The organism is Streptomyces sp. NPDC048290, assembly GCF_040652095.1.
In the GTDB taxonomy this organism is placed as follows: Bacteria; Actinomycetota; Actinomycetes; order Streptomycetales; family Streptomycetaceae; genus Streptomyces.
Genome location: NZ_JBEZLM010000001.1, coordinates 201869 through 225520, shown reverse-complemented (window position 1 = coordinate 225520; position 23652 = coordinate 201869). Strand labels below are relative to the sequence as shown.

The following is a 23652-nucleotide window of genomic DNA, read 5'->3' as shown; positions in this document are numbered from 1 at the left end:
CACACCGGGTGACCTGTTGCGGCCGGTCTGCCGGGATTCTGTGCGTTCGGCGGGGGGATTTGCCACTCTTTAGGGGTGTGCGGTGAGTCACGTTGGCTGCGATCGATCCGAAGACCCTGGTCCGCGCGACGGGACGGGCCGGGGCCGCTCACCGTGCTGCGCGCGGCGGTGGCCGGGATCGGGACCACCCTGGACGAGCTGACCACCTGCGAGGAGCTGACCCGTGGGGCCGCCGCCCACATCGGCGGTACGGCGGCGGTCGTCCGGATCCCCTGGGAGCCGTCCGGCGGCACCGGCGCCACCAGCGGTTACGAGGCGGTCAGCGGTGACCCGGCCGTCCTGCCCGACATGCGCTGGACCACCGCCACCCTGCGCGGCGGCCGTCGACGGCGTGCCGTACGCGCCGGGACACGGCCCGCCCTCAGCCTGCCGCTGGCCACCGGCGAGCACCACTTCGGCGTCCTGGTGTGCGCCCGCAGAGGCGTCCCGTTCATCCGGCACGAGGCCGAGGCACTCGCCCTGCTGGCCGAACGCGCCGCCTCCCACATCCGGCACGCCCGCGAACATCACCGGGTCAGCCGTATCGTCGGCGAACTCCAGCGGGCGCTGCTCACCGAACCCGGCCGCCCGCACCCCAACCTCGATGTCGCCGTCCGCCATCTCCCGGCCGGGCGGCGCGCCCTGGTCGGCGGCGACTGGTGCGAGACGGTACGGCTGCACTTCGGGCGCACCCTGCTGGTGGTCGGGGACGTGATGGGGCACGGCGTCGAGGCCGCCGTCGACATGACCGCCTACCGGCAGGCGCTGCGGTCCGTCGCCGCCGCCGACCTGCCCCCGCACCGGGTGCTGCGCCAGTTGGACGGTATCGCCGCGGGCGAGCCCGACCGGCGTCCGGCGACCTGTCTGATCGTCCGGGTCGACCCGGTCCGCGAGCGGATCACGCTGGCCAGCGCCGGACATCTGCCGCCCGCCGTGATCGACGGCGACGGCCGCACCACCCTGCTGGACGTGCCGGTGGGGCCGCCGCTGGGCACCGGGCTCGGCGGCTACGAGCCGGTCACCTACGCGCTCGACCCGGCTCGCACGCTGCTGCTGTTCACCGACGGACTGGTCGAGCGCCGGGGCGAGGACATCGACCACTCCCTGGACCGGCTGGCCGCCGTCCGCTTCACCGGCACCGAGGGCGTGGAGGCGGTCCTGGACACCGTCCTCGCCCGGCTCGACGCGGCCCACGCCGAGGACGATGTGGCGGTGCTGGCGGCGAGCCTGCGCGGGAGGGCGGAGGGCGGAGCGGATGTGACGTGAGCACGGTACATCCGCTCCGGCCGCCGTCTTCCGGCCCGCGTCCGCCGTCCGTCAGCGCGTCCCCGCCCTCCGTCAGCGTCGGCCCGATGGCTGCGGCTGCGGCCGTTCCGCAGGGTCCCCCGCCGTCGAGGGAACCGGAACGTCGCCGTCCGCCCGGCACTCCATGTCCTCCCGGCCCTCCCGGCCCTCCCAGTCCCCCCGCTCGTCCCGCTCCTCCCCCAGCGGCAGCCGTACCGTGAAGACCGTCCGTCCCGGGCTGCTGGTCAGTTCGATCGTGCCGCCGTGTGCCCGGACCAGGGCGCCCGCCACCGACAGGCCGAGGCCGCTGCCGCCCCGGTCCCGGCTGCGGGCCTTGTCGATCCGGTAGAACCGGTCGAACACCCGCTCCCGGTCGGCCGCCGGAATCCCCGGCCCGCTGTCGGTGACGCTCACCCGCGCCTCCCCGTCCGCCGCCGTCACGGCCACCGCCACCCGGGTCCCCGGCGGGGTGTGCACCGCCGCGTTGGCCAGCAGATTGTCCAGGACCTGGCGCAGCCGCGGGGCGTCCACCGCGAGTCGCACCGGACCCGGACCGGTCGTCACGGTCAGCGGATGCTCCGGCCGGGTCGCCTCGAACGCGTCCGCCGCCTGCCGCACCAGCTCCACCAGATCCGCCGGTGCCAGCCGCAGCGGCGCCGCCACCTCCGCCGCGTCCAGCCGGGCCAGCATCAGCAGATCGTCCAGCAGCACTCCCATCCGGGCGGCCTCCGCGCGCAGCCGGGACAGATGCCGGTCCCGCTCCTCGGGGGCGTTCGCCGCCGCGTACTGGAACAGATCCGCGTAGCCGCGCACCGACATCAGCGGGGTGCGCAGCTCGTGCGAGGCGTCCGCGACGAACCGGCGCAGCCGCTGCTCCGCCTCCGCCCGTACCGCCAGCGAGTCGTCGATGTGCTCCAGCATGGTGTTGAACGCGGTGCGCAGCTCCTCCACCTCAGGACCACCGCCCCGCCGGTCCGCGCGCAGCGGCAGCCGGGCCGCCGACTCGCTCAGATCGTGCGAGGCGATGCCGTGCGCGGTGGACGCCATGTCGCTCAGCGGCTTCAGCCCGCGCCGCAGCATCCGCCGGCCGAACACCACCAGCGCCAGCAGCGCCACCGCGAACGCGATCACCTGGACCGTGACCAGCCGGGTCACGGTGTTCTCGATGTCGTGCAGCGGCGCCGCCGTCACCAGCACCACCCCCGGCTGGACCTCGCAGGCGCGTAGCCGGTAGGTGCCCTCCCCGTCGATGGTCCGGGTCGCGTAGGCGTCCTCGGCCCGGTCGCGGACGAGCTGCCCGGCCAGCCCGGCGAACGCGGAGGTGTCCTCGGGCAGCGCGGACGGCGACCGTACCTGCGGCTCCCCGCCGGAGACGTCGTACACCGCCTGGTACCAGCCGATGTACGTCTCGCGCTGCACCGCCCCGTGTTCGACCGCGTCCTCCGCCTGGACCACCTGCGCCGACTCCATCCGATCGGCGAGCTGGGTCTCCAGATAGTCGTGCATGTACGTGGTCAGGACCGTGCCGACCACCGCGAACACCACCAGGGACAGGGCGCCCAGGCCCAGCGCCAGCCGGGTGCCCAGCCGCAGCCTGCCGTAGATGTGCCGGATCCGGCCGAGGACCCGGCTCACCCGGCGGCCTGCCGGATCACATAGCCGAAGCCGCGGACCGTGTGGATCAGCGGGTCACCGGTGTCGTCCAGCTTCCGGCGCAACCTGCTGACCACCAGCTCCACCACGTTCGACCGCCCGCCGAAGCCGTACTCCCAGACATGGTCGAGGATCTGCGCCTTGGTGAGCACGGTGGGGGAGCGGCGCATCAGATAGCGCAGCACCTCGTACTCGGTGGGGGTGAGGGTGAGCAGCTTGTCGGCGCGGCGCACCTCGCGGGTGTCCTCGTCCATGCTGAGGTCCCCGACGCGCAGCACCGAGCGCTGGAAGCCGGGGCCCGCGCTGCGCCGCAGCACGGTCCGCAGCCGGGCCATCAGCTCCTCCACGGCGAACGGTTTGACCAGGTAGTCGTCACCGCCCCGGGTCAGTCCCGCCACCCGGTCCGCGACCCCGTCGCGGGCGGTCAGGAACACCACCGGCACCATCGTGCCGGAGCGGCGCAGCCGGTCCAGCACACCGAAGCCGTCCACGTCCGGCAGCATCAGGTCCAGGACCACGATGTCCGGCCGGAACTCACCGGCGAGCCGCAGCGCGTCCTCGCCGGAGTTGGCCGTCAGCGCGTCCCAGCCCTCGTAGCGCGCCACGGTCGCCACCAGGTCGGCGATGGGCGGGTCGTCGTCCACGACCAGCACTCGAACTTTGTCCACGCGTCCCATACTGCGCCAACCGGCCGTCCGCGCCAGACCCCGGGACGGGCCCGGAGGCGATCGATAACCAGTTGAAAGTCGTCCGACAGGGGATCGACAGCTCCCTCCGGCCAAGCTCGGTGTTCCCAGACCCGAGCAAGGAGCTGCCGTCCGTGCCGACCGTCGCATCCCATCGCGCCCCCACCACGGGTGTACGGCCGAAAGTCGTGGCCCGCACCGGGCTGTACACCGTTCTCGCCGCCAACGCCGCCGTCGTGGCCTACTTCTTCGTCCAGGGCGGTTTCGCCTCCAACGCGCTGATCGTGCTGGGCCGCCTCACCGGCCTGTACGCCGGTCTGCTGATGGCGTTCCAGCTGCTGCTGGTGGCCCGGCTGCCCTGGCTGGACCGCCGGATCGGTATGGACCGGCTCACCAACTGGCACCGCTGGACCGGCTTCGCCCTGCTGTGGCTGCTGCTCGGCCACACCGTCTTCATCGTCTTCGGCTACGCCCGGTCCTCCGGCCTCGACCCGGTGAACCAGCTCGTCGACCTCGCCGAGACCGTGGAGGGCGTGCTCCGGGCGACCGTGGCGCTGGTCCTGATCCTCCTGGTCGGCGCGGTCTCCGCGCGCTGGGCCCGGCGCCGCCTCGCCTACGAGACCTGGCACTTCATCCACCTCTACACCTACCTCGCGGTGGTCCTCGCCTTCACCCACCAGGTCGCCGTCGGGACATCCTTCGCCTCCTCGGCCCTCGCCACCGCGTACTGGTATCTGCTGTGGGGCGGCGCGCTCGGCGCGGTGCTCGTCGGCCGGGTGGTGCTGCCGCTGTGGCGCAACTGGCGGCACCGGCTGGTCGTCACCGCCGTGGTCCCCGAGTCGGACACCGTCGTCTCGGTGTACATGACCGGCCGCGACCTGGACCGGCTGCCCGCCCGCGCCGGGCAGTTCTTCCTGTGGCGGTTCCTCACCCGCGACCGCTGGTGGCAGGCCAACCCGTTCTCCCTGTCGGCCGCGCCCGACGGCCGCACCCTGCGCCTCACCGCCAAGGCCACCGGCGCGGGCAGCGCCGCCCTGCGCCGGCTGGAGCCCGGCACCCGGGTCTTCGCCGAGGGCCCCTACGGCGCCTTCACCGCCCTGCACCGCACCCGCCCCGACGCCGTACTGATCGCCGGGGGCGTCGGCGTCACCCCGATCCGCGCCCTGCTGGAGGAGCTGCGCGGCCACACCGTGGTCGTCTACCGCGTCGCCAGCGACAAGGACGCCGTCCTCTACGACGAGCTGCGCGGCCTCGCCCTGGACCGGGGCGCCGAACTGCACCTGGTCAGCGGCCCGATCGCACCGGACCCGCTGGCCCCCGAGGCGCTCGCCCGGCTGGTCCCGGACATCGCCGGACGCGATGTGTACGTGTGCGGCCCGCCCGGCATGACCACGGCCGTCATCGGACATCTGCGGACCCTGGGCGTGCCCCGGCCGCAGATCCACTTCGAACGCTTCAGCCTGGCCGGCTGACCCACCCCCCACCTCCGGTACGAGCACGAGAAGGAAGCGCCCCGTGAAGCGTCGTACGACAAGGAACCGTCCGTGAAGCGAGTACTGCCCGTCCTGGCCCTGACCGTCGCCGGGCTGATCCCCGTCTGGCGCTACGCCCCCTCGCACGGCGACACCACCACCGTCGAGGCCGCCCCCGCCCCCGCTCCCGCCGCGACCGCCCCGGGCGCCACCGTCCTCACCGGACCGGTCGTCGCCACCGAGCAGGGCCCCGTGCAGGTGGAGGTGACCTTCGAGGGGGACCGGATCAGCGCGGTGCGGCTGCTCCAGCAGCCGAACCATCCGCAGACGGAGGCGGCCGTGCCGACGCTGATCGAGGAGACGCTGTCGGCGCAGGGCGCGGACATCGACACCGTGTCCGGGGCGACGATGACCAGCGAGGCGTACAAGGAGTCCTTGCAGGCCGCGCTGGACGAGCGGGCAGCCGCCCCCGACCCGCCGGCCACGGAGCCGGCCGCCGAGGTCCTCGCGGGACCGACGGTCACCACCGACAAGGGACCGGTCCAGGTGGAGGTGACCTTCGAGGGCGACACCATCAGCGCCGTGCGGATGCTCCAGCAGCCCGATCATCCGCAGACGGAGGCGGCGGTGCCGACGCTGATCGAGGAGACGCTGTCGGCGCAGGGCGCGGACATCGACACCGTGTCCGGGGCGACGATCACCAGCGACGCCTACAAGGAGTCGTTGCAGGCCGTGCTCGACGCGAAGGGCGTCTGACGTGCACCGCGTCGAGCAGGTGATGGGGTTCCCGGTGTCGCTGCGGATCGACGACGAGGAGGTGCCCGAGGGGCTCGCCGACGCGGTGTTCGACGGACTGCGCGAGACCGACCGCCGGTTCAGCCCGTTCCGGCCGGACAGCGAGGTCAGCCGGCTCGGCCGGGGCGAGATCGCGGCGGACGGTGTCAGCGCGGACCTCGCGGAGGTGCTGTCCGTCGCGGAGCGCTACCGGCGGGAGACCGGCGGCGCCTTCGACGTACGGCTGCCGGGGCGCGGGCTCGATCCGTGCGCGGTGGTGAAGGGCTGGTCCGTGCAGCGGGCGGCGCGACTGCTGCACGGGGCCGGGGTGCGCCGGTTCTGTCTGAACGCCGGGGGCGATGTGGTGGCCGCCGGGGGACCTTGGCGGGTCGGGGTGCGCCATCCCGAGATCGCCGACCAGGTGTGTGTGGTGCTGGAGATCGAGCACGGCGCGGTGGCCACCTCGGCGCGCTACGCACGCGGCGACCACATCCTCGACGGCCGCACCGGGCGCCCCGCGACCGGACTGCTCAGCCTGACCGTGGTGGCGCCCACCCTGACCGAGGCGGACGTCACGGCCACGGCGGCGTTCGCGATGGGCGCGGACGGGATCGCCTGGGCCGCCGGACGGACCGGGTGCGAGGTGTTCGCGGTGGACGGGCTCCGGCGGGTGCGCAGGACCGAGGGGCTGCCCGTCGCCGTGTGACGATCCGGTGGCCGAATCAGGTGCTTCTCGTGTGCGAAGGGACGGTTGTCCTACCGTTACGGTCGGAAAACGGTGGGCTTCCGCCAAGTTTCCGCAACACAACCGGTCTAGACTCTCTCCGCGACCGGCCGAGACCGCGCACCACGTGCGTGAACGCGCTCAGCACCTGCCAAACCCGAAGGGTATTCGGCGCTTTGATACGGATAGATTCAGTCACCAAGCGGTATCCGGACGGCACGGTGGCGGTCGACCGGCTCTCCCTGGACATACCGGACCGCTCCATCACCGTCCTGGTCGGCCCCTCGGGCTGCGGCAAGACCACCACCCTGCGCATGATCAACCGGATGGTCGAGCCCAGCGAGGGCACCATCCTCATCGACGGCACCGACATCACCCAGCAGCCGGTCAACACCCTGCGCCGCTCCATGGGATACGTCATCCAGAACGCGGGCCTGTTCCAGCACCGCACGATCGTCGACAACATCGCCACCGTGCCCCGGCTGCTCGGCTGGAGCAAGGACAAGGCCCGCGCCCGCGCCCGGGAGCTGATGGAGCGCGTCGGCCTCGACGCCGCCCTCGCCCGTCGCTACCCCTACCAGCTCTCCGGTGGCCAGCAGCAGCGCGTCGGTGTGGCCCGCGCCCTCGCCGCCGACCCGCCCGTCCTGCTGATGGACGAGCCGTTCTCCGCCGTCGACCCGATCGTCCGCAAGGGACTCCAGGACGAACTGCTGCGCCTCCAGGCCGAGTTGGGCAAGACCATCGTCTTCGTCACCCATGACATCGACGAGGCCGTCAAGCTGGGCACCCTGGTCGCCGTGTTGCGCACCGGTGGACAGCTCGCCCAGTTCGCGCCGCCCGCCGAGCTGCTCTCGCACCCCGCCGACGACTTCGTCGAGGACTTCCTGGGCGCCGACCGGGGCGTCCGCAGGCTCTCCTTCTTCCCGTCCGCCGGACTGCCGCTGCTCACCACGCCGATCGTCGCCGTCGACGCCACCGCCGAGCAGCTCGCCGCCCGCGACGCCGAGGACGTGCCCTATCTGCTGGTCACCGACCTCGACGGCCGCCCCCTCGGCTGGGCCGTACGCGGCGATCTCACCGCCGGCCAGATCCGCCCCGAGAAGCTGCTGCCCTACGGCCATCCCTTCCACCCAGCCGGGGACTCGCTGCGCGCCGCGCTGGACGCCGCCGTGCTCTCCCCGACCGGCTGGGCCGTCGCCGTGGACACCGAGGGCCGCGCCACCGGTGTGGTGTCCCAGGCCACCATCGGCGACACCATCCGCGGCGAACACGCCAAGAGCGGCGACGGCACGGCCCGGACGCCGGGCCCGCGCACCGAGAAGACCGAGAAGACCGCGCATCCGGCGAAGACCGGGAAGGTCACCCCGTGAACGGCCTCTTCGACATGCCGAGCGACCTCCAGAACACCTACTGGGGACTCATCGGCCTGCATCTGCGCAACGCCCTCGTACCGGTCCTCATCGGTCTGCTGGTGGCGCTGCCCGTCGCCCAGCTCTGCGTCCGGCTGCGCTGGCTGTACCCGCCCGTCCTGTGGATCACCACGGTCCTCTACGCCATCCCCTCGCTCGCCTTCTTCGTCGTCCTCATCGACTACACCGGGCTCAGCGAGACCACCGTGATGATCCCGCTGGCCGTCTACAGCCTGGTGGTGTTCGTGCCCGCGATCGTCGACGGGGTGCGCTCGGTGCCGCGCGAGACGCTGGACGCCGCCACCGCCATGGGCATCGGCCCGGTCCGCCGCTACCTCCAGGTGCAGCTGCCGATCGCCGCGCCCGCCATCATCGCCGGGCTGCGGGTCGCGTCCGTGTCCAGCATCTCCCTGGTCAGTGTCGGGATGCTGATCGGCAACCAGGGCGCGCTGGGCAACCTCCTCAACAGCGGCATGATCTACAACCAGCCCCGGCTGATCTGGCTGTCCGTCATCGGCACGGCCGTGCTCGCCGTCCTGGTGGACGCGGCCCTGATCGGGCTGCGGCTGCTGCTGACCCCATGGATGCCGCGCGGCGGCGCGGGCACCGCCAAGACCCACGCCCGGAAACCGGCCGGCGCCGCCCTGGAGGAAGCCGCCTCATGAACATCCTCCACTTCATCGACGCCTTCTTCAGCGACAGCGCCCAGTGGAAGGGCTACGACGGGATCCCGACCCGGGTCCTCGAACACGTCCGGTACACCCTGCTGGCGCTCGGCATCGCCGCCGCCGTCGGGCTGCCGGTCGGCCTGATCACCGGGCACACCGGCCGGGGCGGCAACACCCTCGCCCTGATCGCCACGGCCGCCCGCGCGCTGCCCAGCTTCGGCCTGATGGTCCTGATGTTCGTCCTGCTGGGCCTGGGCCTGGCCCCCGTGATGATCCCCCTGGTGGTCCTCGCGATCCCCCCGATCCTGGTCACCACGTACGAGGCGGTCCGCTCGGTCGACCCGGCGCCGGTGGACGCGGCCCGCGGCATGGGCATGGCCGAACCCGCGATCCTGTTCCGGGTGGAGATCCCGGTCGCCCTCCCGCTCATCCTCAGCGGCCTGCGCTCGGCGGCCATCCAGATCGTCTCCACGGCCACGATCGCCGCGTACGTCAGCTTCGGCGGCCTGGGCCGCTACATCGTGGACGGCCTCTACCAACGCGACTACGAGAAGGTGGTGGGCGGCGCGACGCTGGTGGCGGTGATGGCGTTGGTGACCCTGGCCCTGTTCTGGACGGTGGCAAAACTGACGGTATCGAGGGGGGTACGACGTCCGGGCACTGTGTAAGTAAGAGGGGGGGCTCTGCTTTTAGGGGCGCGGGGAACTGCGCAATCTTTTCGGCGGCCAAGAGGAACGGCCCCTGATCACGCAGGCCAAGGAGAGGTACTCAGGGGCGCTGGGGGTACCCCCTCTGGGGGAGGAACTGCGCGACCAGCCCCCACCCACCCGCACCAGACCCCCCACCCCTACCCCTCCGCCCGCTCCAACGCCAGCTCCAGCACAACAAGCAGCGCATCCCGAACAGAACCCCGCTCACGCGCATCAAAAACGACCACAGGAACCCGCTCAGCCACGTCCAACGCCCACCGCACCTCCTCCATCGCATGCTCCACGGTCCCGTCGAACGCGTTCACCGCGACAGCGAACGGAATCCGCCGATGCTCGAAGTAGTCCACCGCGGCATAGCAGTCGTCCAGCCGCCGCGTGTCCACGATGACGAGCGCCCCCACCGCCCCCTCCACGATGTCGTCCCACATGAACCCGAACCGCTCCTGTCCGGGCGTCCCGAACAGATACAGCTTCAGCGTCGGGTCGATGGTGATGCACCCGAAGTCCATCGCGACCGTGGTGGTCGTCTTGCGCGGGGTGTGGCTCAGATCGTCCACCCCCGCCGCGACCTCGGTGATGGCGGCCTCGGTGGTGAGCGGCTCGATCTCGGAGATCGCGCCGACGGTGGTGGTCTTGCCCACCCCGAACCCGCCCGCGATCACCATTTTGACCGGCAGCGGCGGGCGTACCGCGGTCTGCCCGGCCGTGCCGACGGCGAGACGGTCAGTCGGTGTCACGGAGTACCCCTCGGGAGTCGGGAATGGCCCGCAGGCCGTCGATGACCCTGCGCAGCACGGATGCGTCATGGGTGGCGGCGGTGTCGGGCACGTGCACCGCCAGCAGCCCCTCGGTCCGCAGATCCTCGGCGAGGACCCGGACCACGTTCAGATGCAGCTTCAGCCGGGACGCCAGCTCGGCGATCGACTGCGGCACCGCGCACGCGGCGACGATGTCATGGTTCTCGAAGGAGAGCCGGCCGAGCGCGGCGAGACCCCCGGCGGTGGCGATCACCTGGGTCTCGACGGGCATCGTCCGGCCGGTGGCCGTACCCGCCACCCGGCCCGCGGTGACCAGGAACGGCCGTACCGCGGCGACCGGTTCCACCGGGTCCGGACCCGGTGCACCTGGGCTGCGGCCGTCCGCCATGACTGCTCTCTCCTCTTTTGCCGTCAGGGGGGCGGCGCGGCCGGTCAGCCGGCCGGCGCGACGCCGACCGTGTTCTTCAGCTCCAGCACCAGCTGCGGACTGAGCGCGGCACCGGCCCGGTTGGCGAACAGCGTCATCTCGTAGGCGATGTTGCCCAGCTTGGCCTCCTTGTCGGCGACCACGCCGAGCACGGCACCGCTGCCGATCGCGGAGACCAGCACATGGCCGCCCTCCAGATCGATGATGACCTTGTTGAGGGCGCCCAGCCCGTAGTTGCCGGAGGCCCCGGCGGCGAGGCTGGTCAGTCCGGAGACGATCGCCGCGAGCCGCTCGGAGTGCGCGCGTTCGCGGAGCTGGGCCACCGCGATCAGCAGACCGTCGGAGGAGACCGCGATGGCGTCCACGACACCCGCCGTCTCCGTCGCGAAGCGGTTGAGCAGCCAGGTGAAGTCGGCGGCTGCGGCCCGCAGTTCGTCCGGCGTGGCGCCCCGCGCCGGAGTGCCACCTGTCGACGTACTCACTGCTCCGCTCCTTCCGGGAGGTGATGCTGCTGGTGCTGGGGGGTGGATTCGGTGGTCGCGTCGGACCGGGGGGCTGACGCGGGTCCGGCGTCGGTACCTGCGGCGGTGCCGTTCGCGCTGTCCCGGTGCGCCCGCTCGATCGCCGCCTCGAACTCGTCCAGCGCGTCGCGTACGGCGTCGGCGTCGGCGGGCGCGGTGGCGGTGGGGCGGCGGTCGGCGTCGGTGCCGGAGGTGGTGCGCAGGGTCGCGCCCCGCACCCGGCGGCGTAGCGGACGCGCGGCGGTGTCCCCGGTGGCGGCGGACGGTGGTTCGCCGGTGCGGGCCTTGGGGATCAGCGCGGGTTCGTCGGGGGCCGGGTCGCGGCGGGGGACCCGGCGGGGCAGTGGCGCCTCGGCGTCGGGCCCGGCGGGCAGCGCGGCGGCGGGCCGCGGCCCGGACTCCCCGGAGCCCGGTGCCGACGCGGCCTCCGGGACCGTACCCGGTGACTTGTCCCGGTCGGCCCGGTCAGCCCGGTCGCCGGTGTCCGCGCCCACCGCGCTCATCGTCAGCAGCAGGGCGGCCGGGATGCCGATCCCGGCGGTGACGCCGCCGCCCAGGGTGCGGCTCAGCGTGACCTCGACCTCCCAGCGCCGGGCGAGTGTGCCGACCACGAACAGGCCGAGCACCTTGGTGGGGACCAGGTCCAGCCGTTCGCGCCGTACCAGCCGGGCGTTCTCCTCGGCGAGCCGCTCGGCGCTCATGCCCAGACCGTGGTCGGCGACGGTGATGGTGGCGCCGCCCGCCGCGCCGGTGCGCACGGTGACCTCGACGGGGCTGCCCGCCGGGGAGAACGCCACCGCGTTCTCCAGCAGCTCGGCCACCATCAGGGTCAGGTCGCCGATGATGTCGGGCTCGACCATCACCTCGGTCCCGGCGTGCAGTTCGACCCGCTGATAGCCCTCGATCTGGCCGAGCGCGGCCCGTACGACATTGGTGAGCGCGGTCGGGCCGGAGGCGAGGACCGTCTCGCGCAGCCCGGCCAGCAGCATCAGGCTGTCGGCGTTGCGGCGCAGCCGGACCGCGATGTGGTCGATGCGGTAGAGCCGCTCCAGCAGCTCCGGGTCGGTCTCGCCGCGCTCGACGGCGTCGATCAGGGCCAGCTGCCGGGTGGTGAGGTTGCTGACCCGGCGGCCGACGTTGCCGAACATCTCGGCGACATTGCGGCGGCTGAGGACCTGCCGCTCCAGCAGCGCGACGGCGGTGGTCTGCACCCGGTTGAAGGCGTCGGCCAGCTCGCCGATCTCGTCGCGGGCGGTGACCGGCATGTCCCGCAGCAGCGGCGGGCCCTCGTCCTCGGTGTCGTCGTCGGCGACCCGGGCCAGTTCGCGGGCGGCGGCCTCGGAGACCTCCTGGGCCGCCCCGGTCAGCGCCAGCACCGGGCGCACCACCGAGCGGCGCACCGCCACCGACAGCCCGAGCCACAGCCCGTAGCCGAGCAGCGCGGCGCCCAGCAGCCAGCCCGCGTTCCACCAGGCGTCGGTGGAGGCGGCGTCGGCCCGGTCGGCGATCTGGTCGATCAGCGAGGCGGTGATCTCCAGCCGGACCTGGGACTGCTCACGGTAGGTGGGGAAGGCGGCGAGCGCCTGGGTGAAGGAGTCGCGGATCTCCTGCGGCGTCTCCGCCTGGAGTCCGCTGGGATCGATCTGCTGCTCCGCGAACTCCAGCTCGATGGCGGCCTGCGCGGAGCTGTGCTCGATACCGGACAGCTCGGCGGCCTGCTCCTCGGAGGCGAACATGGCGAACCGTTCCGCCTGGTGGCGGTAGAGCTCCTGGGCGCCGACCGCGCCGATGAACTGGATCTGCGCGTTGGAGTCACCGGTGGCCGCCGAGAACACGCCGGTCTCGAAGGCGGCGTGCGCGGTGTCGGCGCGCAGCAGCGAGTCCAGCAGATTGCCGGTGAAGGTGGCGGCGAGCGCCGAGTTGCGGTCGAGGCCGAGCCCGTCGATCAGCGCCTTGGCGACATTGGTGTACGCGGGGTCGATGTTGTCGGCCGGCAGATAGCCCTGCTCGATGGTGTCCCGCAGGGTGGCGAGGCCGCTGATCTCGCGCATCGCACGGGCGGTGCCCTCCGGCAGCCGGTCGCCGAAGGTGTCGCGGACCCGGTCCAGCTGCTCGTCCACCGCACTCTGGGCGACCCGGTAGGCGGCGGCGGACTGGTTGGTGCCGATCGCCTCGAACCGCACCGAGAGCAGGATCGCCTGCTGGTGCTCGGTCTGCACCCGGTCCACCAGCTCCGCGACCTGGGTGCTGTCCCGGACCAGTTGGGCGGCCTCGGCCGCGTCCCGGGCCTGGGCGACCTGTCCGGCGATCAGATAGGAGAGCAGGACGGCCAGTCCGGCGAGCGGGACACCGACCAGTACGTTCAGCTTGCGCCGGAACGGCCAGCGGACGACGAGGTCGCGCAGCCGCCGAGGGGTCGGCGCGTCGCCCCGTCCGGTCGTGGACTCCGGGCCTCCTCCAGTGGCCACCGGGCCTCCTCCAAGGTGTCGCGCGCGAAGAATTCACATGACTGTCACAGAACGACCGAGGACCGAATCCGACCGGTCGAAGTCGTCTTATGACGGCTTTTAACGGCTGATGGTGAGAGGGGAGAGCGAGGGGTGAGGTGAGTGGTGACGAGTGCGGGCATCTGCGGGGAGCGACACGGAAGCGGCATTCGTATGCCTGTGTGACGTCCGCCAACTCCGGGGAGACTACCTCCTCTTGCGGTGATCGCCTGGCGGCCGGAAGTCAAGAATCCGTTACAACCTGCTGCGAGTCGGTGGCGCGTTGTCCGCGCGTCCTTCACAAGCGATTACGTTTCGAAACCGCTTGGTGACCATGGCGGCACTTGACTGCGCCAGAAGCGGCTGGATTGGATCAGAAAACGCCATGCGCGACCGGCGGTTCCATCGACAGTCCATCCCCCTCTCCGAGCACGGAACGGAAATCGTGACTTCTACCGCGAAGAGCAGCTGGACCCGTACGAGACACCCCGGCGCGGCAGCCGCCGCGCTCGCCGTCGTGGCGGCGCTCGTCGCGGGCTGTGGTTCGTCCGACGACTCCTCCGACCCGCTGGCGGAGGGCGGTGGCGCGGACAGCGGCACCGTCGTCGTCGGCTCCAACAACTTCGCCGAGAGCATCCTGCTCGCCGACATCTACGGCGAGGCGCTCAAGGCCAAGGGCATCGAGGTCGAGTACCGGCCCAACATCGGCAGCCGGGAGACCACCTACGGTCTGCTGGAGAACGGCACCATCACGGTGCTGCCCGAGTACAACGGCGCCCTGCTGTCGTACCTCGACGCGGAGGCCGCGCAGGAGTCGGTCGACGCGGTCAACGCGGCCGTCAAGACCAAGCTGGACAGCAAGCTGACGCTGCTGGAGTCCTCCCCGGCGGAGGACAAGGACTCGGTGTCGGTCAACGCCGAGACCGCCGAGAAATACGGTCTGACCGCCGAGTCCACCCTCGCCGACCTCAAGGACATAGCCCCCGAGATGGTCATCGGCGGCTCGCCCGAGTTCCAGACCCGCCGCCAGGGCCTGCCCGGCCTGGAGGAGGAGTACGGCCTGAAGTTCAAGTCCTTCAAGGCGCTGGACGCCGGTGGCCCGCTCACCCAGGCCGCGCTGACCAAGAACACCGTGCAGGCGGCCGACATCTTCACCACGGACCCGACCATCAAGAAGGAGGGGTTCGTGGTCCTCCAGGACCCGAAGAACCTCTTCGGGTTCGCCAACGTCACCCCGCTGGTGCACAAGTCGGGGCTGTCCCAGGAGGGCGTGGCCGCGCTGGACGCGGTCTCCGCCAAGCTGGACACCGCGACGCTGCTCGAACTCGACTCCCAGGTCCAGCTGGAGAACAAGGACCCGCTGGACGTGGCCCAGGAGTGGCTGAAGTCGGCGGGGCTGATCTGACGGCCGGACGCGCACGGTAAGCGCCGGGTACGGCGCGGCGGACGGGTCAGGCCGGCGGGCCGGGCCGGTCCGATGCGGTGCGGGCGGTGTCATCGGGGCGGAAACGCCTCGGCGGCACCGCCCTTTCCTGTGTGCCCCCGCCGCGCCCGGCGGGAGTTCGTCCGGGTTACGGCCCGGATGGGACCCGGACGAGAAGGGGCGGTCCACGGGATCGAGGGTTTCCCCTGTATCCCGGCGGCCCCGGGCGTGTTTATCGTTCCACCACCGCCTTACCGACGGGTAACCCCCGGTCGGAGCGGCGGACCGCCCGGCGCGCCCTTTTCCGGAAGCGCGCTCTTTTCCGGCGGCCCGTGATTTCCCGGAGCGCTCCGTTTCCCGGAGTTCTCCGCAGCCCCACCGCTCTTTCTCCGCGAGCGCCCCCACCGCTTTTCCCCGGGAAACAACCCCCACCCGCTTCGGCGGCGCGTCCACGCGTCCGTCAAGCGCCTCGACCGCCGTGCTCCGCGCTGTCCGGAGCCGGCCACCGAAAGGCAACACCGTGCACACCTCCTCCCACGGACGGGCCGCCGCGATGTCGGCGATATCCGTCGCCGCGCTCGCCGCGGCCCTGGTCACCGCCGGCCCCACCGCCGCGGTGAACGCCCCCGACCCCGCGCCCGTCCCCACCGCCGCCACCGAGGCCGCCCCCGGCACCCCCGCCGAGCGGCTGATCGTCGGGTACGAGACCGGCGCCACCGAGGCCACCTCCGACGCCGCCGCCTCCGCCGACGCCGCCGCCAAGGGCGAACAGACCGGCGAGCCGCTCGACTTCGAGCGCCGCCTCGGCACCGGCGCCGCCCTCGTCGGCCTCGCCGCCGACGCCACCAGCGCCGAGGTCGCCGACATCGTCGCCGAGTACCGGGACGACCCCCAGGTCGCCTATGTCGTGCCCGACCGGCTGAACAAGCCGCTGGCCACGCCCAACGACACCGAGTACACCAAGCAGTGGGACCTCTTCGAGAGCACCGCGGGTATGCGGCTGCCGGGCGCCTGGGACCTCGCCACCGGCACGGGGGTCACGGTCGCCGTGATCGACACCGGGTACGTGGCCCACTCCGACCTCGCCGCGAACATCGTCACCGGCTACGACTTCATCGCCGACACCACCGTCGCCTCCGACGGCAACGGCCGGGACACCAACCCCGCCGACCCGGGCGACTGGACCGGCGCGGGCCAGTGCGCCGCCGGGGAACCGGCCTACGACTCCTCCTGGCACGGCACCCATGTCGCCGGGACGATCGCCGCCGTCACCAACAACTCCAAGGGCGTCGCCGGAGTCGCCTACGGCGCGAAGGTCTCCCCGCTGCGCGTGCTCGGCACCTGCGGCGGCTACGACTCCGACATCATCGACGCGATCACCTGGGCATCCGGCGGCACGGTCTCCGGAGTCCCCGCCAACCGGAATGTCGCCAAGGTCGTCAACCTGAGCCTCGGCGGCCCCGGCGCCTGCACCACGGCCACCCAGAACGCGATCAACGCGGCCGTCGGACGCGGTACGACCGTGGTCGTCGCGGCGGGCAACAGCAACGCCAACGCCGCGAACTACTCCCCGGCGAGCTGCGCCAACGTCATCAGCGTGGCCGCCACCGACCGCACCGGGAACCGCGCCTACTACTCCAACTACGGCGCCCTCGTGGACATCGCGGCCCCCGGCGGCGAGACCAGCCCGACCGCCTCCAACGGCATCCTGTCCACGCTCAACACGGGCACCAAGGCCGCGGGCGCCGAGTCGTACGTCCCCTACCAGGGCACCAGCATGGCCGCGCCGCACATCGCGGGCCTCGCCGCGCTGCTGAAGTCGGCGAAGCCGGCGCTGACCCCGGCCCAGATCGAGTCCGCGATCAAGACCAACGCGCGGGCCCTGCCGGGGACGTGCACGGGCGGCTGCGGCGCCGGGCTGGCCGACGCGGCGAAGACGGTGACGGCGGTGAAGACGGGCTGAGCCTGGGCTCACCGGGCACCTCGGAGTGCCGGGTGTCCCGGTATCCCCGGGTACCTCGGGGTCCCGGGTCCCCCCCCGGGGCGCCTCGGGGTCCCAGGGCTCCCCGGACACCCCGGAGTCCCAGGGCTCCCCGGACACCTCGGAGTTCTGGAGCCACCGGACACCTCGGAATGCTCTGGCGGACCGGTCGCCGTCCACGGTGGCGGCCGGTCCGCTCGTCGCGCACCGGGCGGCGGGACACGCGTGCGCTGCCGTACCGGCTTCCCGCGGAGAACGGCCGTTCACCGCGCGTGGGCCGGGAGGCACCGGCGCCGGGCCCCACCTCACCGCGTGGGCCGGGAGGCACCAGCGCCGGAGCCCACCTCACCGGGTGCGGGCCGGGAGGCACCGGCGCCGGAGCCCACCTCACCGCACGCGCCACACGCACCGCACGCGCCGTGATGCACCGCACGCGCGACACCGCACCACACCGCGAGCAGCGTCACACGGCGGTCCGCGAACGGCCGGATTCCGCCTCGATTCACGCGATGGTGTGATCATGTGCCTTCGGGCGGATGGGTCCGGGGGGTCCCGGGTAGCCCCGGGCCATGACGCAGCCGTTCGAACTCCCGCACTTCTACATGCCGTATCCGGCACGCCTGAATCCGCACCTCGAAGAGGCCCGGAGCCACTGCACCGCGTGGGCGCGCGACATGGGCATGTTGGAAGGCTCCGGGATCTGGGACCAGGCCGATCTGGAGGCGCACGACTACGGTCTGCTGTGCGCCTACACCCATCCCGACTGCGACGGACCCGCCCTCTCCCTGATCACCGACTGGTACGTGTGGGTCTTCTTCTTCGACGACCACTTCCTGGAGACCTTCAAGCGCACCCAGGACCGCGTGGGCGGCAAGGCGTATCTGGACCGGATGCCGCTGTTCATGCCGCTCGACCTCGGCACTCCCGTGCCCGAGCCGCGGAACCCGGTCGAGGCCGGGCTCGCCGATCTGTGGGCCCGTACCGTCCCGGCCATGTCGCAGGAGTGGAGGAAGCGTTTCGCCACCGCGACCGAGCATCTGCTCAACGAGTCGCTGTGGGAGCTGTCCAACATCAACGAGGGGCGGATCGCCAACCCCGTCGAGTACATCGAGATGCGCCGCAAGGTCGGCGGCGCCCCCTGGTCGGCGGGGCTCGTCGAGTACGCGACCGCCGAGGTCCCGGCGCGGGTGGCGCCGAGCCGTCCGCTGCGGGTGCTGATGGAGACGTTCTCCGACGGGGTCCATCTGCGCAACGACCTCTTCTCCTACCAGCGCGAGGTCGAGGACGAGGGCGAACTCAGCAACGGCGTCCTGGTCCTGGAGACGTTCTTCGGCTGCTCCACCCAGGAGGCCGCCGAACACGTCAACGACATCCTCACCTCCCGTCTCCACCAGTTCGAGCACACCGCCCTCACCGAGGTCCCCGCGCTCGCCCTGGAACACGGCCTCACACCCGGCGAGGTGGCGGCCGTCGCCGCCTACACCAAGGGACTCCAGGACTGGCAGTCCGGCGGCCATGAGTGGCATCTGCGCTCCAGCCGCTATATGAACGAGAACGTCCGCGACACCCCCGCCGTGCCCTGGTCCGCGCCGACCGGCCCCGGCACCTCGGCCGCCGGACTCGCCCGGCTGCTCGCCCAGACCGCCGGATCGCCCTCGGCCCCCACCCACTTCGGCCGCGCGGGACGGCTGCGCCCCTTCACCCACGTCCCGTTCCCCAAGGTCGGCCCGTCCCTCGTGCCCGATCTCTACATGCCGTTCGAGCCGCAGCTCAGCCCCCATCTCGACGCCACCCGGGCCCGGCTCCTCACCTGGTCGCGGGAGATGGGCATCCTCCAGGAAGGCGTCTGGGACGAGGACAAGCTCCGCGCCTGTGACCTCGCCCTGTGCTCCGCCGGAATCGACCCGGACGGCAGCGAGGAGGCCCTCGACCTCAGCGCCGGATGGCTCGCCTGGGGCACCTACGGCGACGACTACTACCCCCTCGTCTACGGCCACCGGCGCGATCTCGCCGCCGCCCGCGTCACCACCGCCCGGCTCTCCGACTGCATGCCCGTGCACGACGGGGACGTCCTCCCCGTCCCCGTCAACGCCATGGAGCGCGGGCTGATCGACCTGTGGGCCCGCACCACCGCCGGCATGAGCACCGCGCACCGCGAACGCCTCAAGGCCGGGATCGACCGGATGACGGCGGCCTGGATGTGGGAGCTGGTCAACCAGTTCCACCACCGCGTCCCCGACCCCGTGGACTATCTGGAGATGCGCCGCGACACCTTCGGCTCCGACCTCACCCTCGGGCTGTGCCGTATGGGCCACGGCCCCGCGGTCCCCGACGAGATCTACCGCACCGGACCCGTCCGCTCCCTGGAGATGGCCGCCGCCGACTACGCCTGTCTCCTCAACGACGTCTTCTCGTACCAGAAGGAGATCGAGTACGAGGGCGAGATCCACAACGCGGTCCTCGTCGTGCAGAACTTCTTCGGCTGCGACTACCCCACCGCGGTCGGTGTCGTCCACGATCTGATGACCCAGCGGATGAAACAGTTCGAGCATGTCGTGGCCCAGGAACTGCCCGTCGTCTACGACGACTTCGAGCTGTCCGCCGAGGGCCGCCAGAAGATGGCCGACTATGTGACCGACCTGGAGAACTGGATGTCCGGCATCCTGCACTGGCACCGCACGGTCGACCGCTACAAGGCCGAGTATCTGGCCCGGCGCACCCATGGCTTCCTGCCGGACCGGGCACCTGCCCCGTTCGCCCCGTCCGCCCCGTTCACTCAGATCTCCCCGTCCCCGTCCCCGCCCCCGTCCTTGCAGTCGGTCAGCTGACGCCCCACACCCAGGTGGCGGTCTCCTCGGCGAGCTGCCGGACGCCCTTCGCGGCCGTGTCCGACAGCTCGCCGAGTATCGCGTCACCGGCCGCCAGCACCGCGCGCGCCTGCTGCGGCAGCCGCGCGTCGGCCAGGGCGACCGCCAGCGCGTAGTGCTCCTCGGCGATGAACCGGCCCAGATTCACCCGCTGCCAGTACGCCAGCGAGCCGTCGCCGGGGTCGGCCAGCACCGCCCGGACCGCCGCCAGCGTCCCGGCCGCCTGGACGGCGCGCCCCGCCGACCGCTCCAGCCGGGCCTGGGTCAGCCGCGCCGACACCCGGTCCCAGGCCGTCTCCTGCAACGCCGCGTACAGCCGCTGGGCGCGCAGCGCCTGGCGCAGATCCCCGAGCCGCTCGAACTCCCGGGCCAGCGCGCCGACCGGCGCCGGATTCAGCCGGGTCGGGGCGTCCGGCCGGCGGAGCCGGCCCTGGTCCAGCGTGATGGCGTCCAGCTCATGGATCAGCGCCACCCGGGCGTGCTCGGTCAGGCCCTGGTCCAGTGCCAGACCGGTCCAGGTGAGCAGTGGTTCGTCCGCCGGGTCCGTACCGAACATCGACTCGTCCAGCCCCTGTGCCCAGCGCGCCAGCTCCGCGCCGCTGGCGTCCAGACCGGGGAGCTGGCTCAGACCGCACGCCGTGTCGAAGTCGGTCTCCCGCACCTCGTTGAGCAGCGGCAGGTCCGCCGCCCGGCCGTACCGGCCCACCAGCACGGCCGCCAGCCGCAGTTCGTCCGTCATCGACGCGGTCGCCGCCAGCCGCAGCAGCCGCCGCAGCAGCCCGAGATCGCCCTCGGCCCGGTCGAACTGCGCGGCCCGCAGCACCACCCGGCGCCGGACCGCGTCCTGCCGCATCGCCGCCGCCGTCTGCACGTCCCCGGCGCGCAGCAGCGCCAGATCGGCCCGACCGCGCGCCAGCACCGGCGCCCAGGGCGGGCGGCGCGGTCTGCTGTGCAGCGGCCGGAACGCGTGTCCGTCCTCATCGTCCAGCAGGAGGAACTCCGGCTCCGTGCACGCCAGCGCGGTGTGCAGGCGGATCAGCAGCTCGGCCGGGGACCGCGCGGGGAGGCCCAGGCCGGTGCGCAGCGCGCTCCGCGCCTCGTCCAGCGGGCGGTGTGCGCGCAGGGCCGCCTCGGTCCGCGCCACCGTGTCCAGCAGCTCCGGCTCCGGGGTGCCGGGCGCCAGCTCCGCGTACGCCGCCCAGCCCGGCAGGCCCACCAGGATCTCCAGCGCCTCGGTCACCGACGAGCCGATGACTCCGGCCGTGCCGTCCGCCGACGCGTAGAGCACGGTGCCGTCCGGGCACAGGAAGTACGTACCCCCCGAGTCGTCGCCCGCCACCGCGTGCAGCGGGGCGCCGGACGCGAGCCGCACCGGGCCCACGGGGACCTGGGTGGCCCGGTCCAGGTCGAAGTCGAAGGGGAACGCGGCCAGGCCGGCCAGCCGCGGGTGCTGCCGCAGCAGCCGGAGCGCGTTATCCGTCATGTCACAGAACGTAACAGTGAGCACTGACAATCCGGGCCCGGCGAACCGGCCGTCCCTGTGGACGACTTGGACGATTCCCATGGCCTGGAGCGGGTGGACCGGTGGGCTCTGTGGGGTGGGTGGGGCCAGTCGGGTCGGTGGGGTCCGCCGGGGGCCGGTCGGATCGCTCTGCGTGTCCGGTGCGGTCGGCGCGGCTCGGCCTGCGGGGCTGACATGGGGCGTCGCCGGGGCGGCGGCCGTTCGGGTGGTCGCGGAGCCGGGCGGCCCACGGGTCAAACGGGTCGCCCAGTCTCACTCTTTCGTGGCTCGTCGGGGGCCGGTGCGCCGGGTAGGGCATCAGCCGGAGGCGATCCGATGGAACAGACTGCGTTGCGTCCCAAGCCGATGCCCGGCCGGGAACCCGGTGCGGCCAGGGCCGCGCCCGGCAGACGCCCACATGCCGCCCGGCGCCGGGGGCGGCGGCTGCGGACCCTGCTGTTCTCGCTCCTCGCCTGCGCCCTGCTGATGCTGTGCGGGGCCGTTCTCGGTGGCGTCGGCTCCACCGTCGCCGGCCTGGGCCCGCTCACCGAACTCCAGCGGCGGGCCGACACCGGGACGGGTTCCGGGGCGGATTCCGGAGCCGGGGGCGGTGCCGCCCGGAGCGCGCCCGCTCCCGGACCGGTCCCGCCCGCACCGCCCGCCGCCCTCGGCGTGGAGGCGGTGGACGCCGAGAAGGCGGGCGCCCTGGTGGTCGGCGTGCATGTGCCCGGTCCGGGTCACTACGCCGGACTGGTCCACGGGGACGTCCTGCTCACCTTCGACGGCACCCGGGTGGACACCGCCGCCGACCTGGTGCGGGCCGTCGCCGCCGCCGACCCCGGCCGCCCGGTCACCATCACCGTGCGCCATGACAGCGGCGGCTATCAGCAGTTGTCCATCACGCCCGCCGTCGTCGTCTGACGCCCCGCGCGGACCGCCGTACCCCGCAAGGGCCTCCCTGGGGGCGTGTCCGGTGCGCCCCACGCGTCCCACCGGGCGCGAGCGGACCGTGCGAAACCCGCGCAGACCGCTCGCGCCGCACCCGGCGTGCGGGCAGGATGCTGCCGACAGACCCGGTCACCCAGCCGCCCAGGGAGGCACCCGATGACCGCCAGTACGCGCGCGTCCTTCACCGCCGACGACTACCGGGCCCGTATGGCACGCGCCGCGCGGGAGGCCGACGCCGCCGGACTCGCCGGACTGCTCGTCGCGCCGGGCCCCGACCTCGTCTGGCTCACCGGCTACGCCCCGCCCGCGGCCACCGAACGGCTCACCGTGCTGGTGCTGGTCCCCGGCCAGGACCCCGCCCTCGTGGTGCCCACCCTGGAGGCCCCGGACGCCGCCAAGGCCGCCGGGGCGCCCGCGCTCAGCCTGCGGGACTGGACCGACGGCAAGGACCCCTACGCCGTCACCGCCGCCCTCCTCGCCGCCGCGGGACGCTTCGGCGTCAGCGACAACGCCTGGGCGCTGCACCTGCTCGGGCTCCAGCGGGCGCTGCCGGACAGCTCCTATGCGGCGCTCACGGACGCCCTGCCCATGCTCCGCGCCGTCAAGGACACCGCCGAGCTGGAGCTGATGGCCGCCGCGGGCGCCGCCGCCGACGCCACCTTCGAGGAGATCCGGACGGTGGCCTTCGGCGGGCGCCGCGAGTCCGAGGTGGCCGCCGACCTCGACGCGCTGCTGCGCCGGCACGGCCATGAGCAGGTCGACTTCACCATCGTCGCGTCCGGCCCCAACGGCGCCAACCCGCACCACGAGGCGGGCGACCGGGTCATCGAGCGGGGCGACATGGTCGTCCTCGACTTCGGCGGCCTCCGGGACGGCTACGGCTCCGACACCTCCCGCACGGTCCACGTCGGCGAGCCCACCGACGAGGAGCGCCGGGTGCACGACCTGGTGCGCGCCGCCCAGCAGGCCGGTTACGAGGCCGTGCGGCCCGGCGTCGCCTGCCAGGAGGTCGACCGGGCCGCCCGCGCGGTCATCGCCGACGCCGGGTACGGGGACCGCTTCATCCACCGCACCGGCCACGGCATCGGCGTCACCACGCATGAGCCGCCGTACATGATCGAGGGCGAGGAACAGCCCCTGGTGCCCGGCATGTGCTTCTCCGTGGAGCCCGGTGTCTATCTGCCCGGCCGGTTCGGGGTACGGATCGAGGACATCGTCACCGTCACCGAGGACGGCGGGCGGCGCCTCAACGACACCACCCGCGAACTCGTCGTCGTGGACTGAACCGCCCCCCTAGGAGCCCCTCCGAGCGACGGCGTGA

The 23652-nt window shown here is 72.7% G+C and carries 18 protein-coding genes and 1 pseudogene; 12 read left to right on the top strand and 7 right to left on the bottom strand.

Annotated elements, in window-relative coordinates:
* Nucleotides 1–153: 153 nt before the first annotated feature.
* Complete coding sequence (locus AB0D49_RS00805; RefSeq protein WP_362748495.1) at nt 154–1305, top strand: PP2C family protein-serine/threonine phosphatase; 1152 nt, start codon at nt 154–156, stop codon at nt 1303–1305.
* Nucleotides 1306–1377: 72 nt separating this feature from the next.
* Here AB0D49_RS00805 and AB0D49_RS00800 read toward each other — a convergent pair whose 3' ends face one another.
* Both AB0D49_RS00800 and AB0D49_RS00795 read right to left on the bottom strand, forming a co-directional pair.
* Nucleotides 1378–2958, bottom strand: a complete 1581-nt coding sequence (locus AB0D49_RS00800; protein WP_362748492.1) for a HAMP domain-containing sensor histidine kinase — start codon at nt 2956–2958, stop codon at nt 1378–1380.
* A complete protein-coding gene (locus AB0D49_RS00795) occupies nt 2955–3644 on the bottom strand; it encodes a response regulator transcription factor (protein WP_362748489.1) in 690 nt (229 codons plus the stop codon). The genes AB0D49_RS00800 and AB0D49_RS00795 overlap by 4 nt, the downstream gene beginning before the upstream one ends.
* A 152-nt stretch (nt 3645–3796) precedes the next feature.
* On the opposite strand from AB0D49_RS00795, the gene AB0D49_RS00790 reads away from it, so the two are divergent.
* The 6 genes from AB0D49_RS00790 (at nt 3797) to AB0D49_RS00765 (ending at nt 9377) form a co-directional block, all read left to right on the top strand.
* Nucleotides 3797–5134: a ferredoxin reductase family protein gene (locus tag AB0D49_RS00790; RefSeq protein WP_362748486.1), complete on the top strand. Its 1338-nt coding sequence runs from the start codon at nt 3797–3799 to the stop codon at nt 5132–5134.
* A 72-nt stretch (nt 5135–5206) separates the two neighbouring features.
* Nucleotides 5207–5890 (top strand): FMN-binding protein, encoded by a 684-nt coding sequence (locus tag AB0D49_RS00785; RefSeq protein ID WP_362748484.1) that lies wholly within the window; start codon nt 5207–5209, stop codon nt 5888–5890.
* A 1-nt stretch (nt 5891) separates the two neighbouring features.
* Nucleotides 5892–6614: an FAD:protein FMN transferase gene (locus AB0D49_RS00780; RefSeq protein ID WP_362748481.1), complete on the top strand. Its 723-nt coding sequence runs from the start codon at nt 5892–5894 to the stop codon at nt 6612–6614.
* Between the two features lie 194 nt (nt 6615–6808).
* Complete coding sequence (locus tag AB0D49_RS00775; protein ID WP_362748478.1) at nt 6809–8002, top strand: ABC transporter ATP-binding protein; 1194 nt, start codon at nt 6809–6811, stop codon at nt 8000–8002.
* Nucleotides 7999–8706, top strand: coding sequence for an ABC transporter permease subunit (locus tag AB0D49_RS00770; RefSeq protein WP_362748475.1), 708 nt, complete (start codon nt 7999–8001; stop codon nt 8704–8706). The genes AB0D49_RS00775 and AB0D49_RS00770 overlap by 4 nt, the downstream gene beginning before the upstream one ends.
* Nucleotides 8703–9377, top strand: a complete 675-nt coding sequence (locus AB0D49_RS00765) for an ABC transporter permease (protein ID WP_362748472.1) — start codon at nt 8703–8705, stop codon at nt 9375–9377. Before AB0D49_RS00770 ends, AB0D49_RS00765 begins: the two co-directional genes overlap by 4 nt.
* Nucleotides 9378–9556: 179 nt before the next feature.
* On the opposite strand, the gene AB0D49_RS00760 is transcribed toward AB0D49_RS00765, so the two are convergent.
* The 4 genes from AB0D49_RS00760 to AB0D49_RS00745 are packed head-to-tail and all read right to left on the bottom strand — an operon-like array spanning nt 9557 to nt 13530.
* The gene (locus tag AB0D49_RS00760; protein ID WP_362748469.1) at nt 9557–10156 is read right to left on the bottom strand and encodes an ATP/GTP-binding protein; all 600 of its coding nucleotides are present in this window, start codon (nt 10154–10156) and stop codon (nt 9557–9559) included.
* Nucleotides 10143–10565 (bottom strand): DUF742 domain-containing protein, encoded by a 423-nt coding sequence (locus AB0D49_RS00755; protein ID WP_362748466.1) that lies wholly within the window; start codon nt 10563–10565, stop codon nt 10143–10145. Before AB0D49_RS00755 ends, AB0D49_RS00760 begins: the two co-directional genes overlap by 14 nt.
* Before the next feature lie 44 nt (nt 10566–10609).
* Complete coding sequence (locus tag AB0D49_RS00750) at nt 10610–11086, bottom strand: roadblock/LC7 domain-containing protein (RefSeq protein WP_362748463.1); 477 nt, start codon at nt 11084–11086, stop codon at nt 10610–10612.
* Complete coding sequence (locus AB0D49_RS00745) at nt 11083–13530, bottom strand: ATP-binding protein (RefSeq protein WP_362749290.1); 2448 nt, start codon at nt 13528–13530, stop codon at nt 11083–11085. The genes AB0D49_RS00750 and AB0D49_RS00745 overlap by 4 nt, the downstream gene beginning before the upstream one ends.
* Before the next feature lie 526 nt (nt 13531–14056).
* Between AB0D49_RS00745 and AB0D49_RS00740 the strand changes: the two genes are divergently transcribed.
* The 3 genes and pseudogenes from AB0D49_RS00740 to cyc2 all read left to right on the top strand — a co-directional run bounded on the left by AB0D49_RS00740 (nt 14057) and on the right by cyc2 (nt 19843).
* Complete coding sequence (locus AB0D49_RS00740; protein ID WP_362748460.1) at nt 14057–15016, top strand: ABC transporter substrate-binding protein; 960 nt, start codon at nt 14057–14059, stop codon at nt 15014–15016.
* 571 nt (nt 15017–15587) lie between these two features.
* Nucleotides 15588–16985: pseudogene (locus AB0D49_RS00735) on the top strand (S8 family peptidase); the annotation flags it as partial.
* Nucleotides 16986–17584: 599 nt separating this feature from the next.
* A complete protein-coding gene (gene cyc2 / locus AB0D49_RS00730) occupies nt 17585–19843 on the top strand; it encodes a germacradienol/geosmin synthase Cyc2 (protein WP_362748458.1) in 2259 nt (752 codons plus the stop codon).
* Here the strand turns inward: cyc2 and AB0D49_RS00725 are convergent.
* The gene (locus AB0D49_RS00725; RefSeq protein ID WP_362748455.1) at nt 19836–21365 is read right to left on the bottom strand and encodes a hypothetical protein; all 1530 of its coding nucleotides are present in this window, start codon (nt 21363–21365) and stop codon (nt 19836–19838) included. The two genes, cyc2 and AB0D49_RS00725, sit on opposite strands and share 8 nt — an antisense overlap.
* 354 nt (nt 21366–21719) lie before the next feature.
* On the opposite strand from AB0D49_RS00725, the gene AB0D49_RS00720 reads away from it, so the two are divergent.
* Together AB0D49_RS00720 and AB0D49_RS00715 are read left to right on the top strand one after the other, a co-directional pair.
* Nucleotides 21720–22304: a PDZ domain-containing protein gene (locus AB0D49_RS00720; protein ID WP_362748452.1), complete on the top strand. Its 585-nt coding sequence runs from the start codon at nt 21720–21722 to the stop codon at nt 22302–22304.
* Nucleotides 22305–22487: 183 nt separating this feature from the next.
* Nucleotides 22488–23615: an aminopeptidase P family protein gene (locus tag AB0D49_RS00715; protein WP_362748449.1), complete on the top strand. Its 1128-nt coding sequence runs from the start codon at nt 22488–22490 to the stop codon at nt 23613–23615.
* Nucleotides 23616–23652: the final 37 nt, after the last annotated feature.